The organism is Enterococcus sp. BWR-S5 (genome assembly GCF_016745255.1).
GTDB lineage: Bacteria > Bacillota > Bacilli > Lactobacillales > Enterococcaceae > Enterococcus_L.
Window position 1 is genome coordinate 32,339 of record NZ_JADOEQ010000021.1, and the last position, 14,596, is coordinate 46,934.

Consider the following 14,596-nt stretch of genomic DNA (forward strand, 5'->3'; position numbering starts at 1 on the left):
TTTCCACCTCAATTGTTTTTTTTTGTAAAATTTGTGTCAAGTAGTTGCTAGTAAATGAATTCCAAATGGTTCAGGTTTGATAGCGATATCAAGAACATTCACAACAATTCTTTTCCCATCAATAACCATAAAATGTTGTTTAAGCAAAGCTTTTTTCAACTTGTTTTCCAATGAGTCAGTGTAGGTATCTGGAGAGATCCCAATTGTAACCTTTGCGTTGACTTCTCCATTTTCATCAGGAGGACATTCTTTGGCTAGTAGTCCAAGAGAGAATGAACTAAGTTTCAAGAAATATGGATCGGAATAATGCTGAACTGAAAGCTCAATTGTGTCAGTAATTTGGGCGTTCTTTTCAAGTGTGTAAATGTCATTTCCTAAAAAATACGTGTCAAGTTCCCCAACCAGCTGACATTCATAAATCCCTGAGTGTGATTTAAAGGAGTTAACTTCTGCAGTAGAAGCCAGGTTTCTGTTCAATAATTTGGTAGGGATTTTGAGTTGAAAACTATTTATGTTGCTGCCCATTCTAATTTGTACGTTACCCAAATCTAATGTAAGGTCATATACAATCATTTTTTCACCTCTTTATAATGTTTGTTATAATCTATTATAACACATTATAATAGATATTTCAATGATAGTTATAACGCTTTATACTAGTTATTACAACTATTATTATAATCAGTTATAACGCGTTATAATGAATGTTGTAATTTAGCTGTATTTTTTTCTACATGCTTCATGTTTTTTTATTTCTTTGGCAATCATACTTTGATCAACTCGGTATGGAAAGTAACCTTGCTTCTCAATCAACAAATTTTCAATTTGTTCCAAGTAAGTTTCGGTTTTTTTTAAGTTGTCTTTATCAATTTGATCACTTGATCTGTTTTTAGTCCGGTAAATTTTTTCAGAAAGTCTTCGATTTTCTTTGCGCAGCAGGTAGAGTCTCTTAGTTAGTTCAATCGAATTCATAGTAGACAGTTCTCCAGCAGATTCATACTGGTAAAACGAAGGATCTTCTGTAAGATCTAGTGTTCTAAAGATTCTAGTTCGATTTTTCATTTTTCTCTCCTTTCCCAGCTATTTCCGATTGGTAAACTATTTCGCTGTTCCAATCTGCTGTTTCTTCTTCTCTTCGTAATGGTGGTATGTTGTCCGTCCATTGAACTTTCTTTTGATCTTTCCGACTGTATTGTCGTGTTTGTAAAAAGGCAAGCATTTCTGATCCAGTTTTATCGTTATCATAGCAGCAATGAAGAGACTCAATATCATAATCTGAATCATTTAGCATTTGGTTAGCAGCTGCAATGAAGGAGTAAATTTTTTCACCAACAACACCATCTGTAAAAATTAGCCAGAAATCTCCCTTATTCATCAGATCTTCATAGTAAAGTGAAAGGAAACTCATTAGATCGACCCCACCTTCAAAAAAGTATAAGTTTAGTGGTTTTCCAACTAAAAAGTTAAATCCCCAGTAGGTATCCTTTTTTGTTGTAGGAGCCACGTACTTGAGATAATCTCTTTTGTAGTGGTATTTGTTTTTTTCTTCTTCTGTTAATTTCTGCGTTCCTTGTTTGGAAAATCCAACAATCTTGCTATCTCTGTACCATTTAAAAATGATTTCGTCTTTGTTGTTCATTGCAATTAGATCCTGTTTCATGAATAAATCAACGACTCTGGCAGAAATTTTTCTTTTTGCCATTAGGTATCGTTTAAGCTGCAAAGATTTATGTGATTCCTTAACACGATAATAGAAATTTTTCGGATATTTTTTCTCCGGAATTTTGACTAGTTCAAAATTAGTGTTGTTAAAATCTGCAGTAATTTTTTTCAAAGCTTCGACAAATGTAAGTTCGTACATGATCATTAAATATTGAGCAACGCCGCCATATGAGTTCTTTTCAGCTCTGCGGCTGTTCCAAACGAAATAATTGTGTTTAGTGTTAACTTTCAAGCTATCATGTTCTTTATGTTGATAGTAAAAGTTGCTTATCTGAACTAGTGGTTCACCAATGCTTAAAAGATACTCAGCAACAGGAATTGATTTTAGATCAATTTGCTTGTTTTGATTTTGCTTCATAATGTTCTCCTTCCAATTCGTATTATATGCAATGATTTGTCGAAATTGTTCGCTTATTTACAAGGTAATTTCAAACTGCAGCTGGAGATCTCCCCTGGTATTTCGCTAAAAACACGAATAATAGGGTAGGGGAGACGAAAAAGAATCAGCATACTATATTATACAACACTGTATTACTCAATATTGCACTCAATTTGACAAATGATCAGTTGAGTTTGGCAGTATTCTCCTCCATATTTTTGATAGATTTTAGTCTTGAAAACTTCATTCCAATTTCCCGTTAACATGGCAGTAATAATCAAAGAGAACTCCTTTTTTGTTAAGTGGACTTTTGCTCTCTCTTTCCTTAATCTTTGAATTACTTGTTTATAGGTAATTTGATTTAATTCCATAGTTTTTTCTCCTTTAATTTTTTATGTTTCAGCGCTATGCAGTTGTTAGTCGAAAGGCTGAATTTTTGCCGTTTCGTTGCGGAGCTTTTACCATGCCCCAGAAAATACACAAGGGCAGCGCCAGCTGTTCATTTTACCCTTGTGTATTTTCGAAGGTCCTTACGAGAAACAGGGTGAACTGACCAAAGGGAAGAAGCTTCGACCTGCTTTCGCAGTTAGGAACCGTGGGCAATGGTAAAAATGTAGCGCGAAATGGAAAAAATGGGTGATCCTGGAAACGAGAGCTGCAGGCGAACGTTTCCTACCGCTTTTCTGGCCGGAAGAGTCTGAGCTATGCTCTGACGGCCCTGGTCTTGACCTGATACAATCCTTTTGCGAAAAGGGACTGGTGCTGACTGGCGTAGGCACGGAGCCACCAAAGCAAAGCGACTGGGAGAAGGGACGACTCCCTCAAAGCTTAGGTACCTGGTAGTCAAAAGAGAAAGCATTCCGGTCTGATCAAGGACCCACTGGACCGCTGAGAAGGAATGTCTTTCTTTCCCTTTGTTGAGCTTAAATAGGATTATCCTATTTAAGCTACTTGTAAAGCTGTTTTGTTTTTGAAACGGTCAATTATTTCAAAGTGATTTTCTTCTTCTAGTTCCTGCCGTTCTTTTGATTTTAGCTGGAAGAGTTTAACGGTTTGTATTTTGTCATGGTCAATAAATTCTAGGGTTAATTCGTGATTTTCTGTTTCTTTTATAATTAATCTGTCCCTAGTTATTTCAAGTAAATCGGAAAATTTTCTAAAAAATTTATATCCTTTTAGACCGTTTCCGCAGATTGACCCGTAATGTGAGCTAATTTCTGAAATAGCAATAAATCCTCCAGTGTATCTCTTATCTATTTTTAGCAAGTTGACAACGAATGAGTATTCATAAGAAATTGAATCAAACTCATGAAAATCTTCTGAATCAAAAAGTATGTTCTCCATGTGTACCTCCTTAAACTGCTAGTTCCCAGTAGTCTTCATTTTTTTTGAAGCACTCTGAATTGTTCAATGTTTGCCTAATTTTTTCTCTAATGTGGTTGTTGTTTTTCCCCTTTTCGGAGTCTTGTAAAAGTTGGTAAATATCTGAAACAGTTGCTTGATTCAAATGTTCTAAGGCTGCTTGTATCAGATTCTTCCATGTTACATTTACCATTTTTTTCAATTCATACAGGAAATCTTTAGTGTATTTTATTGGTACATTCCAAATGGAATTCTTTTTGAATATAAGTAAATGTTCATGTGTAATAAAGATAATGTTACTTTTTTTGTATGAGTTTTTGTCACTCATACAGTTGTGCTGCACTTTGATAATATGAGATTCTAAATCTCCAAACCAGGTCATGTCTTTTTGAATGCTGTAATATTTGTTGTTTTTTCTTACATCACCAACTAAAAACGCGTGCCGACCGCCGTTTAGTAAGTTGTGATAGATTTTTTCATTTACTCTATCCAGCTTTTTTATGAAATCTTCGTAACTCATGTTGTTGGATAAATCGTCTTCTGAATACTGTCCACGTTGGCTTTCATATTTTATTATGTCCCAGTAAGGGGGGTGTGAAAATGTAAAATCACTGCCTTTTGGTAATTCATCTGTTAGTGCATTCCAACCATTTATTAAATCAAGGTGAGTGCTATTTTGAAGCCCTAACTCTTTCGCTACATCTTTTCCAGTACCACCGCCACTAAACACTTCTAAGAAGTGTTTAGGCGCTTTGCTGGGGTAATAATGTTCAAGCAATTCTTTGATAACATAACCGCTACAATTTCCTCTATATCCAGATTTCCCCCATTTTCCTCGGTTGGGAAAGTTCATTATACTGTTGTTCATATTTTTTCTCCTTTTAAATTTTGTTAAAGTCATTTTGAAAATGCAGAAGCTAATCGTTTCCATTCTCCCCAAAAGGAACCAAGTCTTTTACGGTAATACCAGCTGCTATCTAAGCGTTGTAAATATTGAAACTGTTCTCCACCATAGGTTTTAGGTTCTTTCAGATTTAGTTTATTCATAGAGACTTCTACAGGATTTTCTTTTTCGTCTCCCCTGTCTCTGTGGTATGCGACAGTTGAATCGCTACCGTTTCTATCAAGCTCTTTGAAAGGTGTAGAATTTCGTTCGAATTTAAATTTTTCTCCTCCAGTGTATTGTGGATAGGGAAGAATCTTTTCAGCGTATTCGTAAAGGAAGTTATTTACTTCTTGCTGGTTCATATTTTTAAAAGGTGTTGCTGCATTTTCTGAAACGTATTCATAGTAAATACCTTCGGTTGTGAATCTTTCTTTGTATCCAAAACTTTTTTCGATAATCTTAATAGCTCTAAAAATTTCGTTAGAATACCAAGAAAATCCACCTAAATATTTCACCACAAAAGTGGCTGAAACTTCTTTTCCTAAACTAGCCAAGTGACCTAAATCAAGCAAATCAGAAACTTTTTTTCTGTCACTGTAATAATTCCAAAGAGTGTAACCAACACCTATATGTGGCATTGTGTAACCATCTGCATGTACAAAAATTCCTTTGCTTGTTCCATTTTCTTGTTCTTGAAAAATCATTGCTGGTGTAGACATTTTCCATCACTCCGGTTCTTTATTTTTTATATTTCAGCGCTATGCAGTTGTTAGTCGAAAGGCTGAATTTTTGCCGTTTCGTTGCGGAGCTTTTACCATGCTCCAGAAAATATGCAAGGGCAGCGCCAGCTGTTCACTTTACCCTTGTGTATTTTCGAAGGTCCTTACGAGAAACAGGGTGAACTGACCAAAGGGAAGAAGCTTCGACCTGCTTTTGCAGTTAGGAACCGTGGGCAATGGTAAAAATGTAGCGCGAAATGGAAAAAATGGGTGATCTTGGAAACGGGAGCTGCAGGCGAACGTTTCCTACCACTTTTCTGGCCGGAAGAGTCTGAGCTATGCTCTGACGGCCCTGGTCTTGACCTGATACAATCCTTTTGCGAAAAGGGACCGGTGCTGACTGGCGCAGGCACGGAGCCACCAAAGCAAAGCGACTGGGAGAAGGAACGACTCCCTCAAAGCTTAGGTACCTGGCAGTCAAAAGAGAAAGCATTCCGGTCTGATCAAGGACCTACCGGACCGCAGAGAAGGAATGTCTTTCTTTCCCTTGGTTGCTATAAAAAAGAGAAGTTATCAGAAAAAGTAATTTCTGACAGCTTCCCTGGTTTATAGAACGATTCTTTCGCTGAGTATTTTATGACTTTCAGACATTCTTTTTATAGTTTTTTCATCAGTGATCAATGTGTAATCATCCCTGCTGTAAATTGTAGTACGTGGGTCATTCAAGCAATTTGTAACCTCTTCTTGAAAAATTCTATTTTGATCACTTGGATCTAAAAATGTGAAAACTTTGGTTGTGCAGTCGAAATAATTGGTTACGACTACTAAATAAACTGTTACTGAATTAATGTGATTACCTCCTTTATTTTAGACTTACAAAGTCAATATCATCTCTATAGGCAATGAAGTCGTTGAAAAGCTTTATGTCTGCACGATATCCAGAACATGTTTTTTTCATATCTTCAAGAATGGTTAAGCACATTGAGTTAAGCTTTGTACTTAAGCAGTGAAGGGTAATATCTTCTGCAAATGTAGTAGAATACCGGCGAATTTTGAGAACATCAAAATAATCACGGATTATTACAACATTGTCATACGCTCTCAAGCTTTTGCTAATCAAATCAGCAGAAGAAGTTCCCAAATAGGAAAAGGAAATAGTTGATTCTAATTCTTCTGTAAAACGAATCTTGTTTTTTAAAGCCCAGAGTCTGGAATCAGTGATTTCTTCGGTTGCCAGACATAGAAGACTAGTCCAGTCCTCTACAAATTTGTTGTGAGCAGCTTCTGCAGTTGGAAGCTCTGCAAGATAATCAGCATAGTTTAAAATAGTGACCTCGTTAGGTTCTGTTAATTCTAAATATTCTTTGTAATTCATTTTTCATTCTCCTTTTCCTCTTTTAGTATGTTTAAGTAGTTGTTTTCGTACATGTATTTCGCGATTGATTTTGAGATATCTTTAGATAAACTCTGCAGGTCTTCTCTTTCAGGAATATATCGCATTTTGACATGCTCCTTTTTTGGCTCCACGGTGTAAATATTTAAAAATTCATTGGAATAAATAAAAGTGAAATTTCCTAAACGCATTTCTTGGTGTGGAGCTGTTGCAAGAGAATCAGACAGTTGTTTGAATATTTCCCCAGTCTCTTCCATAAATTTGTCGTCAAACTTAATAGTTACGAATGTGTTCCCACCTTTTAGGATATCTCCATTTTGATAATCTACTTTTCTAAGTCCATTGATTGTTATCAAAACTAAATCGAGGTTATTAAGTGGTCCTTTTATTAAGCAATCAACAGCTGTTTCAGTAGAATGTGAGTAAACTCTAACAGAAAGATTCTTAACGTTATCACCACGCTTTTTTAGTTCCTTTTTCAGTTCTGAAATGGTTTCTCTGATTTCTTTCATTGGGTTGCTCCTTTAAGATTTTTTATATTTCAGCGCTATACAGTGCTAGTCGAAAGGCTGAATTTTTGCCGTTTCGTTGCGGAGCTTTTACCATGCTCCAGAAAATACACAAGGGCAGCGCCAGCTGTTCATTTTACCCTTGTGTTTTTTCGAAGGTCCTTGCGAGAAACAGGGTGAACTGACCATAGGGAAGAAGCTTCGACCTGCTTTCGCAGTTAGGAACCGTGGGCAATGGTAAAAATGTAGCGCGAAATGGAAAAAATGGGTGATCTTGGAAACGGGAGCTGCAGGCGAACATTTCCCACCACTTTTCTGGCCGGAAGAGTCTGAGCTATGCTCTGACGGCCCTGGTCTTGACCTGATACAATCCTTTTGCGAAAAGGTGCTGGTGCTGACTGGCGCAGGCACGGAGCCACCAAAGCAAAGCGACTGGGAGAAGGAACGACTCCCTTAAAGCTTAAGTACCTGGCAGTCAAAAGAGAAAGCATTCCGGTCTGATCAAGGACCCACTGGACCGTTGAGAAGGAATGTCTTTCTTTCTTATATGGATCTGCAGGAAATTTGATATTTGTATCTCCCCTGCAGGTAGGCTGTTAAAAGCCATGTGAATGTTCAAATAAATCTAGTTGCGGTTCCTCCCTATCTATTTGAATTTTTAAGTAGTTTTCTATTAACGATTCATAAATAGCAACCAGTACATCAACAACGATACTGTTTCCAGCTTGTTTGTATAGAGTGTAGTTCATTGCACCTTGTCTCTTAACGGGGTGTGCTTTTTCCAAAATATCAAAATCGTAGTCGCTGTATCCCATAAGCCGGAAAGTTTCTCTCTCTGTTAAATATCTGTAATCACCATTTTCTCTTTTTATCACTCCAGAATTAGGGCAACGATCCTGTCTTGTTGTTATAGTCCAAGCGAAATCTTTAATTGTTGGAATGAATCTTTGATAGTTTTTATTTGTGTGATCGGTGTTTAAATCAGCTAGTTTGTTTAACATAGAAGGTTGCTTAACTGTGTAACGATCGCTGACCTCCTCGTCAGGTTCTAAGAAATCGCTGATTGGTCTACAAGGTTTTCTCTTTAAGGTGCTAAAGTCAAAGCTTTCGCCATTTAAAAGTGAAATTACGTATATTCTATTTCTATTCTGTGGAATCCCAAAGTCCATAGAATTAAGGACTTCATATGAATTTTCGTACCCTAAATTTTCTAATTCTTTTAGATATTGTTGAAACCCTTGTATCATGTCTTTATCTAAAACACCTGCTACATTTTCCCAAATAATGACTTCTGGTTTGTGTCTTCCCATACTCTCAACAATTCTTAACGTTTCGTGCATTAAAGACGATCGTGTCTTGTCTTCGTCTTTTCCTCCCCATCTTTGCCCAGATCGGCTGTAATCTTGGCAAGGAGATCCGTGTATTAATATGTGTGGTGTTAAGTGTGCAATATAATCTAAAACAGATAACGCGTCTGCCTGATTGGTTCTCCAATTTGTAGAAAGAGCATTGTATGAGCGAACTGCTTTTGTGTCAATTTCTACATAATCTAGGCTCTTGTAAAGAATTCCCATTTTTAACAATGCCTTACTAGCAGAAGCGATTCCACCAAACAATTCCAGAATTTTAAGGTATTTACCTTGTTCAAGTAATATTGGATTTTTTAGAGTAGTCTGCAGTATCATAAATTTCTCCTTTCTAGCTAAATCGTAAGTAAAGAGTGGAATTACCAATCTTAAATTTGGCTTTTCTTTTTTTGGTGTGGTGCCAGTATCTGTAATTTGAAAACAGGTAATCTGATAAATCGTCTTCATTTTTTATTGGGCGATCAATTTCAAACTCTGATTCTTCTCGGCCAATTACATCATCAGATTTCTTTAGTTTCAACGTGTCTATTTGACTAGAAAGGTATGTAAGAATTTTCCAGTAATCAATATCTTCATCGGCAATCTCTTTTCCATCTATAATTGCTTTCTCAATGGTAATAAACATATTTGTTCTCCTTTTATTTTTTATATTTCAGCGCTATGCAGTGCTAGTCGAAAGGCTGAATTTTTGCCGTTTCGTTGCGGAGCTTTTACCATGCTCCAGAAAATATGCAAGGGCAGCGCCAGCTGTTCATTTTACCCTTGTGTATTTTCGAAGGTCCTTACGAGAAACAGGGTGAACTGACCAAAGGGAAGAAGCTTCGACCTGCTTTCGCAGTTAGGAACCGTGAGCAATGGTAAAAATGTAGCGCGAAATGGAAAAAATGGGTGATTCTGGAAACGGGAGCTGCAGGCGAATGTTTCCTACCACTTTTCTGGCCGGAAGAGTCTGAGCTATGCTCTGACGGCCTGGTCTTGACCTGATACAATCCTTTTGCGAAAAGGTGCTGGTGCTGACTGGTGCAGGCACGGAGCCACCAAAGCAAAGCGACTGGGAGAAGGGACGACTCCCTCAAAGCTTAGGTACCTGGTAGTCAAAAGAGAAAGCATTCCGGTCTGATCAAGGACCCACTGGACCGCTGAGAAGGAATGTCTTTCTTTCCTTAAAAGATAATGAAAAAGAAAAACCACAAAACAAAAGTCTGCTTTGTGGTGATCTTTTCTTACTTCTCTATACCGAAGCCTTCACATTCATCATGATTGTGAATATCCTGTACTTCTTGAACAGCTCCTTCCGTTTGATCATCATACAGACAAAAGACTGTTTCCCCAGATTTGAAAAGAGTAAGGGCTTTTTCTTTGCTAATTTTTATCATTCCGTCCCAAGAATACATAAATTGATACCCTCCATTTGGTTTTATTTGTTGAGTCATGCTAAATTCTAAAAAAAGTGATCAGCCAATTCTTTTCCAGTTTCCAAGTAAGCTGAATATAGATCCAAGTCGTCCACAATACCGCTACATCTGTGTACGTACTGGCTACCTATAAAGAAAAGCACTCCTTCCAGTTGCTTTAGTATTGCTAAAGTAGAATCCCTGATAAGTATTTCTCTTTGGATAACCATTTCCTGCAGTTGTAATTTTTTTGGTTCCAAAATGATTGTAGAATGCCGAAAAATGACCTCGTTTTTTGGGTAATTCGTATCAATGCTCAAATTGGCATTCAGACAATTTTCTCTGGTGGATTTGTACAAAGAGACTAGGGTGTTGATTCTCTCTTTTTCTTCATTTGAAAGGGATTCTTGATCAATTGCTTGTAATTTTTTGTAAGTTTTTAGTAGAAGCTCTGTTCTGTCTTCTGAAAAGGCAACACCATTTCCAGCGAAAATCATGGTCAATGCGCTTCGATTGATTGAGCCTAAAAGTGTAAGCTCCAAAGTGAAATCGTCCCAGTTTGAGTACATTGTATTCTCTCCTTCTATTGTTTGGTTTTTCTTGTCTTTTTCTTCAAATTTATCACCTGCAGCCAACCTATACGTAAATAAAACACGAATAAAATATCATGCCGGTAATTTGAAAAAGAAATTATTCACGAACATTATCTAAATTTCAGCGACTACTTTATTGTTTATTGATAAAGTAATTAGATCATCTGTAAGATCTATCCGATCAACAACAATTTTTAGATTGTCTATACAAAACGAATTTATAGAAAATACTCCTGTAGTGTCGTCAAAAAGTATTTCTGTTTCATTGAGATAGTTTTTAATCCCCTCTTCCGATTGGTGAAATAGTTCCTGCCCACTTGCTATATTGACTGCCATAATGTGACCCAAAATGATAATTTCTTGTTCCTCAATTTGCATTAAATTTTTCCTCCAGTTTTTTGTAATTAAGCGTTATGCAGTGCTAGTCGAAAGGCTGAATTTTTGCCGTTTCGTTGCGGAGCTTTTACTATGCCCCAGAAAATACACAAGGGCAGCGCCAGCTGTTCATTTTACCCTTGTGTATTTTCGAAGGTCCTTACGAGAAACAGGGGGAACTGACCATAGGGAAGAAGCTTCGACCTGCTTTCGCAGTTAGGAACTGTGGGCAATGGTAAAAATGTAGCGCGAAATGGGAAAAATGGTGATCCTGGAAACAGGAGCTGCAGGCGAACGTTTCCTACCGCTTTTCTGGACGGAAGAGTCTGAGCTATGCTCTGACGGCCCTGGTCTTGACCTGATACAATCCTTTTGCGAAAAGGGACTGGTGCTGACTGGCGTAGGCACGGAGCCACCAAAGCAAAGCGACTGGGAGAAGGGACGACTCCCTCAAAGCTTAGGTACCTGGCAGTCAAAAGAGAAAGCATTCCGGTCTGATCAAGGACCCACTGGACCGCTGAGAAGGAATGTCTTTCTTTCCCTCCAGCCGGAACTGCTGCAAACAAAAAAAGCTATCATAGGATAGCTTTGAATAATATTGTGTTGCTTCTATTTCAGTTTTTTTAGGGTATCTTGAATATATTTCTTATTTTGATATACGGAAATGTGAATTTTATCAAGTGAATCAATTTTTTCCTGTAGTGTATCTTTGGTCTTTGTAAAAACATCTTCTAACAATTCTTCTGGACTTTTTTCTAGTAATTCCTCAAGTTCTTGATTCTTTATTTTTTCTAACGCGTAACTAGTGAGTTTAGCAGCATTCGAGAAGTTCATATTTTCAATTTTTGTTTTCCCATTTTTGAGATCGTAGAGTGTTCCTATTTTAACCCCAGATTTCTTGCTGATCTCTTTTATGTCAGTGTTGTCGTTCTCTAAGCTTAGCCATTCGATTAGTTGCTTGTCAGCGTACATTTAAACAACCCCTATCTATTAAATATTATTAATAGATATATTTTACTATGGTATTCCGTGAGAAGTCAACGGAATACCATAGTTAATCAATAGCGCGACAAAGCTCTTAAGGCTTCTTGTATGTTCGTCTCAAACATGTTTAGCCGACTTTCACGATAAGATTCGTGAATGTTTTTTTTGAAGAAATCTAAATCTTTCTTTTCATATGCCTTGAACCATTCGATTTCCTTTTCAGAAGCTGCTTCAAAGTCATGTTCCACATGGAGCGACCAATCATAAAAAGCTGGTGTTTCTAAGCTAGAGCCTTCTGACGTGTAATTCATTATCAATAGGTGAAAATATTTTTCTTTCACATCAATAATTTTAGCCACTAAACCACGAGTAACACCCTCATTAAATTTTATGAAGTTTCCAACCAGACTAGAATAATCAGTGCTTATGCTGCTTTTAGTAAAATCAATACTTTCGCCTTCTGAAACGCCTTTGTAGTAAGCTTCGGATATTTCTGGGTTAGGTTCATTGTAAGTGTTACTTCCAGTTTCTCCATCAAAATTGTTGAAAAAATCGTCGTATGCTTCTTCAACTTCTTTAGGAATTATGACCATCAAGCCATATTCTTCTGTAAGTTGCGCCCTTTGCTCTTCAAATCGGCTTTCTAACCCATTTAGAAAGCCCGTTATGTAACTACTCTTAAGGCTTTCGGTGAAGTACCTGTTTCTTTTTAGGTGATTTTCCTCATAGTAGGAGTCAACGAATTTTTTGCTGTAGAAAATAAGTGCTTCATAAGCTAAAATGTACAATTCTTTTCCAAGTTCCAAATCACTTTGGTTCCCAATGAACTTGAGCTGTTTGGTTCTTCTTTGATTACCTGGAAGAACTTCACCAGAAACAAAAACTTTGAGTCTGAAATTTTCTGCAATAATCAGAGCTAGACTCTTTTCCCACCAGAAGAGTTTCTTACTAACAGTGATACTTTCTTGATTGATTGGCTCTTTATCTAGTTCGGGATCATGGATATCTTCCTTACTGATATCATATTTCATTCTCAATTTTTGAGCTAATAAGAATGCTGACTGACATTCTCCATCATCGTGTTTATCCTTTGAAATTGCCAGTAGTCCACGTATTTTCTTTACTATTTCATCATATTTTTTTCGGTTAGTCATGCTTGTTCCCCATTTCTTTTTTGATTTTAGCACTTTTTTGTAATTAAGCGCTATGCAGTGCTAGTCGAAAGGCTGAATTTTTGCCGTTTCGTTGCGGAGCTTTTACCATGCTCCAGAAAATATGCAAGGGCAGCGCCAGCTGTTCATTTTACCCTTGTGTATTTTTGAAGGTCCTTACGAGGAACAGGGTGAACTGACCAAAGGGAAGAAGCTTCGACCTGCTTTCGCAGTTAGGAACCGTGGGCAATGGTAAAAATGTAGCGCGAAATGGAAAAAATGGGTGATCCTGGAAACGGGAGCTGCAGGCGAACGTTTCCTACCGCTTTTCTGGCCGGAAGAGTCTGAGCTATGCTCTGACGGCCCTGTTCTTGATCTGATACAATCCTTTTGCGAAAAGGGACCGGTGCTGACTGGCGAAGGTACGGAGCCACCAAAGCAAAGCGACTGGGAGAAGGAACGACTCCCTCAAAGCTTAGGAACCTGGCAGTCAAAAGAGAAAGCATTCCGGTCTGATCAAGGACCCACTGGACCGCTGAGAAGGAATGTCTTTCTTTCTCTCCAGCTGGAGAAGCTATCAAAACTTGACAGCTTCATTTTGTTATTAAGTTTCTTCTTTATGCAGCGGAATGTAATTTTTATTTGATTGCTCCAAGAAATCAATGCAGTGATCCGCTAGTACATCATGGTAATGATTTACTACGACTTTTTTCTCTAAAGTCACTGGAATGTTTTCGCTGTAATCAGCATGACGAATCCTGTATCTGTGATACCCTTCTGGGACCTCCTCAAGTTCGATTCGTTTTTCTTTAGTCCAGAAAAATTTTATATTTTTCGTGTGTGGATTGGTAACCAAGAACTTACTTTTGAATGGTTTCAAATTGTTCATGTTGTCCTCCTTGATAATTTTCTAATTAAAAAATGTTGATAATCATATCCTGTAAATTCTTAGCAAATTCGACACCATTAGAATTCCCTAGGTTATTTTCTATGAAATACAAAATATCTGCTTTATCATCATCATAAGTCCAGTCTCGCCTTTTAAAGTTGTAAATGTGAAGGGTTATTTCCTCTGCCAGTTTCTCCATTTCTTCTTTTTGTTCAGCGAGAATCAAATGTTTTCTTTGTTGTAAAACAGACTTTAGGTTTTTTTGAAGTAACCGCCGTTCAGCACTATCGTAATGCTTTCTACTTGTGATTTGTTGCTCCATGATTTCCAATGTTTCTTGGTCGGATTTAGTCCAGATTTGTTCAATCATCATTTTCTCCTTCTGGTTGTTCTTCAAATATTACTTGGTATTTACTACAGGATTCATTTTCTGGGTAGTATATCCTGCAGTCTGTAACAGTATCACCAAATTCATTTTTTAGGCAAAACTCTGAATCAGTTTCAGAGTTTTGCACAATTTCAACTAAATTCTTGAGTGCTTCTAAGAAATCTTCTTTTTTCATGCTCTTTAACATGAAGTCAAACGTACTACTTTTTCACTACGAAGTATGACCATAGCATTATGCTTCAAAAACTCTTCTGTGTTGCTTTCGAGAATTGCCGTGAGTGAACCACGTGGAACCATGCTCTCAAGCGCACTTTCCAAATCTTCATATACTTCGGAGTGGTCGGCTAAATAGGTTCCAATGTACTCATAATCATGCTTAGTTAAGACATGTAACGACGTAATCGCTTCGATTATTTCTTCAAATGTCAAGCCTAATTTTTCTGCAGTTTCGATTATGGGTTGTAAAAAGTAATCATATTCCATGT

The 14,596-nt window shown here is 37.3% G+C and carries 25 protein-coding genes; 5 read left to right on the forward strand and 20 right to left on the reverse strand.

Features of this window, described 5'->3' with window-relative positions; all coding sequences use genetic code 11:
- Positions 1 to 36: 36 nt before the first annotated feature.
- The 4 genes from IW510_RS19065 to IW510_RS19080 all read right to left on the reverse strand — a co-directional run bounded on the left by IW510_RS19065 (position 37) and on the right by IW510_RS19080 (position 2,472).
- On the reverse strand, positions 37 to 573 hold the full coding sequence (locus tag IW510_RS19065; protein ID WP_202062376.1) for a hypothetical protein: 537 nt from the start codon (positions 571 to 573) through the stop codon (positions 37 to 39).
- Between the two features lie 141 nt (positions 574 to 714).
- Complete coding sequence (locus IW510_RS19070; protein WP_202062378.1) at positions 715 to 1,062, reverse strand: hypothetical protein; 348 nt, start codon at positions 1,060 to 1,062, stop codon at positions 715 to 717.
- On the reverse strand, positions 1,046 to 2,080 hold the full coding sequence (locus tag IW510_RS19075) for a DUF3991 domain-containing protein (protein ID WP_202062380.1): 1,035 nt from the start codon (positions 2,078 to 2,080) through the stop codon (positions 1,046 to 1,048). Before IW510_RS19075 ends, IW510_RS19070 begins: the two co-directional genes overlap by 17 nt.
- A gap of 173 nt (positions 2,081 to 2,253) precedes the next feature.
- Positions 2,254 to 2,472: a hypothetical protein gene (locus IW510_RS19080; RefSeq protein WP_202062382.1), complete on the reverse strand. Its 219-nt coding sequence runs from the start codon at positions 2,470 to 2,472 to the stop codon at positions 2,254 to 2,256.
- A gap of 265 nt (positions 2,473 to 2,737) precedes the next feature.
- Here IW510_RS19080 and IW510_RS19085 point away from each other — a divergent pair, with 265 nt between their 5' ends.
- Positions 2,738 to 2,944, forward strand: coding sequence for a hypothetical protein (locus IW510_RS19085; RefSeq protein WP_202062384.1), 207 nt, complete (start codon positions 2,738 to 2,740; stop codon positions 2,942 to 2,944).
- 99 nt (positions 2,945 to 3,043) lie between these two features.
- Here the strand turns inward: IW510_RS19085 and IW510_RS19090 are convergent, their stop codons facing one another.
- From IW510_RS19090 to IW510_RS19100, 3 genes are read right to left on the reverse strand one after another with little or no spacing between them, the layout of a single operon-like run.
- A complete protein-coding gene (locus IW510_RS19090) occupies positions 3,044 to 3,445 on the reverse strand; it encodes a hypothetical protein (RefSeq protein ID WP_202062385.1) in 402 nt (133 codons plus the stop codon).
- Positions 3,446 to 3,455: 10 nt separating this feature from the next.
- Positions 3,456 to 4,331 carry a hypothetical protein gene (locus IW510_RS19095; protein ID WP_202062388.1) on the reverse strand — a complete coding sequence of 292 codons (876 nt, stop codon included), beginning with the start codon at positions 4,329 to 4,331 and terminating at the stop codon, positions 3,456 to 3,458.
- Positions 4,332 to 4,360: 29 nt separating this feature from the next.
- Complete coding sequence (locus IW510_RS19100; protein ID WP_202062390.1) at positions 4,361 to 5,068, reverse strand: hypothetical protein; 708 nt, start codon at positions 5,066 to 5,068, stop codon at positions 4,361 to 4,363.
- Positions 5,069 to 5,338: 270 nt separating this feature from the next.
- Between IW510_RS19100 and IW510_RS19105 the strand changes: the two genes are divergently transcribed.
- The gene (locus IW510_RS19105) at positions 5,339 to 5,680 is read left to right on the forward strand and encodes a hypothetical protein (protein WP_202062392.1); all 342 of its coding nucleotides are present in this window, start codon (positions 5,339 to 5,341) and stop codon (positions 5,678 to 5,680) included.
- A gap of 250 nt (positions 5,681 to 5,930) precedes the next feature.
- Here the strand turns inward: IW510_RS19105 and IW510_RS19110 are convergent, their stop codons facing one another.
- Both IW510_RS19110 and IW510_RS19115 read right to left on the reverse strand, forming a co-directional pair.
- The gene (locus IW510_RS19110) at positions 5,931 to 6,443 is read right to left on the reverse strand and encodes a hypothetical protein (RefSeq protein ID WP_202062394.1); all 513 of its coding nucleotides are present in this window, start codon (positions 6,441 to 6,443) and stop codon (positions 5,931 to 5,933) included.
- On the reverse strand, positions 6,440 to 6,973 hold the full coding sequence (locus IW510_RS19115) for a hypothetical protein (protein WP_202062396.1): 534 nt from the start codon (positions 6,971 to 6,973) through the stop codon (positions 6,440 to 6,442). Before IW510_RS19115 ends, IW510_RS19110 begins: the two co-directional genes overlap by 4 nt.
- Before the next feature lie 265 nt (positions 6,974 to 7,238).
- Between IW510_RS19115 and IW510_RS19120 the strand changes: the two genes are divergently transcribed.
- Positions 7,239 to 7,427: a hypothetical protein gene (locus IW510_RS19120; protein WP_202062398.1), complete on the forward strand. Its 189-nt coding sequence runs from the start codon at positions 7,239 to 7,241 to the stop codon at positions 7,425 to 7,427.
- 139 nt (positions 7,428 to 7,566) lie between these two features.
- Here the strand turns inward: IW510_RS19120 and IW510_RS19125 are convergent, their stop codons facing one another.
- From IW510_RS19125 to IW510_RS19145, 5 genes are all read right to left on the reverse strand, one after another.
- A complete protein-coding gene (locus IW510_RS19125) occupies positions 7,567 to 8,655 on the reverse strand; it encodes a DNA cytosine methyltransferase (RefSeq protein ID WP_202062400.1) in 1,089 nt (362 codons plus the stop codon).
- 13 nt (positions 8,656 to 8,668) lie between these two features.
- Positions 8,669 to 8,962 (reverse strand): hypothetical protein, encoded by a 294-nt coding sequence (locus IW510_RS19130; RefSeq protein WP_202062402.1) that lies wholly within the window; start codon positions 8,960 to 8,962, stop codon positions 8,669 to 8,671.
- A gap of 598 nt (positions 8,963 to 9,560) precedes the next feature.
- On the reverse strand, positions 9,561 to 9,731 hold the full coding sequence (locus IW510_RS19135; protein WP_202062404.1) for a hypothetical protein: 171 nt from the start codon (positions 9,729 to 9,731) through the stop codon (positions 9,561 to 9,563).
- A 47-nt stretch (positions 9,732 to 9,778) separates the two neighbouring features.
- A complete protein-coding gene (locus IW510_RS19140) occupies positions 9,779 to 10,300 on the reverse strand; it encodes a hypothetical protein (RefSeq protein WP_202062406.1) in 522 nt (173 codons plus the stop codon).
- 138 nt (positions 10,301 to 10,438) lie between these two features.
- On the reverse strand, positions 10,439 to 10,702 hold the full coding sequence (locus IW510_RS19145; protein WP_202062408.1) for a hypothetical protein: 264 nt from the start codon (positions 10,700 to 10,702) through the stop codon (positions 10,439 to 10,441).
- 250 nt (positions 10,703 to 10,952) lie between these two features.
- On the opposite strand from IW510_RS19145, the gene IW510_RS19150 reads away from it, so the two are divergent.
- Entirely contained in the window at positions 10,953 to 11,285 is a 333-nt protein-coding gene (locus tag IW510_RS19150) for a hypothetical protein (protein ID WP_202062410.1), read from the forward strand.
- Positions 11,286 to 11,308: 23 nt separating this feature from the next.
- On the opposite strand, the gene IW510_RS21405 is transcribed toward IW510_RS19150, so the two are convergent.
- Together IW510_RS21405 and IW510_RS19160 are read right to left on the reverse strand one after the other, a co-directional pair.
- Positions 11,309 to 11,671, reverse strand: coding sequence for a hypothetical protein (locus IW510_RS21405; protein WP_236674824.1), 363 nt, complete (start codon positions 11,669 to 11,671; stop codon positions 11,309 to 11,311).
- Positions 11,672 to 11,757: 86 nt separating this feature from the next.
- On the reverse strand, positions 11,758 to 12,837 hold the full coding sequence (locus IW510_RS19160; RefSeq protein WP_202062412.1) for a DUF2786 domain-containing protein: 1,080 nt from the start codon (positions 12,835 to 12,837) through the stop codon (positions 11,758 to 11,760).
- Positions 12,838 to 13,117: 280 nt separating this feature from the next.
- Here IW510_RS19160 and IW510_RS19165 point away from each other — a divergent pair, with 280 nt between their 5' ends.
- Complete coding sequence (locus IW510_RS19165) at positions 13,118 to 13,480, forward strand: hypothetical protein (protein WP_202062414.1); 363 nt, start codon at positions 13,118 to 13,120, stop codon at positions 13,478 to 13,480.
- Here IW510_RS19165 and IW510_RS19170 read toward each other — a convergent pair.
- Genes IW510_RS19170 through IW510_RS19185 form a run of 4 tightly spaced genes read right to left on the reverse strand, consistent with a single transcriptional unit; the run spans position 13,439 to position 14,594 of the window.
- The gene (locus IW510_RS19170) at positions 13,439 to 13,723 is read right to left on the reverse strand and encodes an LPD28 domain-containing protein (protein ID WP_202062416.1); all 285 of its coding nucleotides are present in this window, start codon (positions 13,721 to 13,723) and stop codon (positions 13,439 to 13,441) included. The genes IW510_RS19165 and IW510_RS19170 overlap by 42 nt on opposite strands.
- A gap of 25 nt (positions 13,724 to 13,748) precedes the next feature.
- Positions 13,749 to 14,096 (reverse strand): hypothetical protein, encoded by a 348-nt coding sequence (locus IW510_RS19175; RefSeq protein WP_202062418.1) that lies wholly within the window; start codon positions 14,094 to 14,096, stop codon positions 13,749 to 13,751.
- Complete coding sequence (locus tag IW510_RS19180; RefSeq protein ID WP_202062420.1) at positions 14,086 to 14,286, reverse strand: hypothetical protein; 201 nt, start codon at positions 14,284 to 14,286, stop codon at positions 14,086 to 14,088. Before IW510_RS19180 ends, IW510_RS19175 begins: the two co-directional genes overlap by 11 nt.
- Before the next feature lie 5 nt (positions 14,287 to 14,291).
- Entirely contained in the window at positions 14,292 to 14,594 is a 303-nt protein-coding gene (locus tag IW510_RS19185) for a hypothetical protein (RefSeq protein ID WP_202062422.1), read from the reverse strand.
- Between the last annotated feature and the right edge of the window lie 2 nt (positions 14,595 to 14,596).

Bases quoted from the DNA above. Each gene is read 5' to 3' on its own strand.
- IW510_RS19175 (WP_202062418.1), bottom strand. From the start codon at position 14,096: ATGATGATTGAACAAATCTGGACTAAATCCGACCAAGAAACATTGGAA.
- IW510_RS19095 (WP_202062388.1), bottom strand. From the start codon at position 4,331: ATGAACAACAGTATAATGAACTTTCCCAACCGAGGAAAATGGGGGAAA.
- IW510_RS19150 (WP_202062410.1), top strand. From the start codon at position 10,953: ATGGGAAAAATGGTGATCCTGGAAACAGGAGCTGCAGGCGAACGTTTC.
- IW510_RS19145 (WP_202062408.1), bottom strand. From the start codon at position 10,702: ATGCAAATTGAGGAACAAGAAATTATCATTTTGGGTCACATTATGGCA.
- IW510_RS19100 (WP_202062390.1), bottom strand. From the start codon at position 5,068: ATGTCTACACCAGCAATGATTTTTCAAGAACAAGAAAATGGAACAAGC.
- IW510_RS19115 (WP_202062396.1), bottom strand. From the start codon at position 6,973: ATGAAAGAAATCAGAGAAACCATTTCAGAACTGAAAAAGGAACTAAAA.
- IW510_RS19125 (WP_202062400.1), bottom strand. From the start codon at position 8,655: ATGATACTGCAGACTACTCTAAAAAATCCAATATTACTTGAACAAGGT.
- IW510_RS19065 (WP_202062376.1), bottom strand. From the start codon at position 573: ATGATTGTATATGACCTTACATTAGATTTGGGTAACGTACAAATTAGA.
- IW510_RS19170 (WP_202062416.1), bottom strand. From the start codon at position 13,723: ATGAACAATTTGAAACCATTCAAAAGTAAGTTCTTGGTTACCAATCCA.
- IW510_RS21405 (WP_236674824.1), bottom strand. From the start codon at position 11,671: ATGTACGCTGACAAGCAACTAATCGAATGGCTAAGCTTAGAGAACGAC.
- IW510_RS19180 (WP_202062420.1), bottom strand. From the start codon at position 14,286: ATGAAAAAAGAAGATTTCTTAGAAGCACTCAAGAATTTAGTTGAAATT.
- IW510_RS19160 (WP_202062412.1), bottom strand. From the start codon at position 12,837: ATGACTAACCGAAAAAAATATGATGAAATAGTAAAGAAAATACGTGGA.
- IW510_RS19110 (WP_202062394.1), bottom strand. From the start codon at position 6,443: ATGAATTACAAAGAATATTTAGAATTAACAGAACCTAACGAGGTCACT.
- IW510_RS19185 (WP_202062422.1), bottom strand. From the start codon at position 14,594: ATGGAATATGATTACTTTTTACAACCCATAATCGAAACTGCAGAAAAA.
- IW510_RS19140 (WP_202062406.1), bottom strand. From the start codon at position 10,300: ATGTACTCAAACTGGGACGATTTCACTTTGGAGCTTACACTTTTAGGC.
- IW510_RS19135 (WP_202062404.1), bottom strand. From the start codon at position 9,731: ATGTATTCTTGGGACGGAATGATAAAAATTAGCAAAGAAAAAGCCCTT.
- IW510_RS19070 (WP_202062378.1), bottom strand. From the start codon at position 1,062: ATGAAAAATCGAACTAGAATCTTTAGAACACTAGATCTTACAGAAGAT.
- IW510_RS19080 (WP_202062382.1), bottom strand. From the start codon at position 2,472: ATGGAATTAAATCAAATTACCTATAAACAAGTAATTCAAAGATTAAGG.
- IW510_RS19090 (WP_202062385.1), bottom strand. From the start codon at position 3,445: ATGGAGAACATACTTTTTGATTCAGAAGATTTTCATGAGTTTGATTCA.
- IW510_RS19130 (WP_202062402.1), bottom strand. From the start codon at position 8,962: ATGTTTATTACCATTGAGAAAGCAATTATAGATGGAAAAGAGATTGCC.
- IW510_RS19075 (WP_202062380.1), bottom strand. From the start codon at position 2,080: ATGAAGCAAAATCAAAACAAGCAAATTGATCTAAAATCAATTCCTGTT.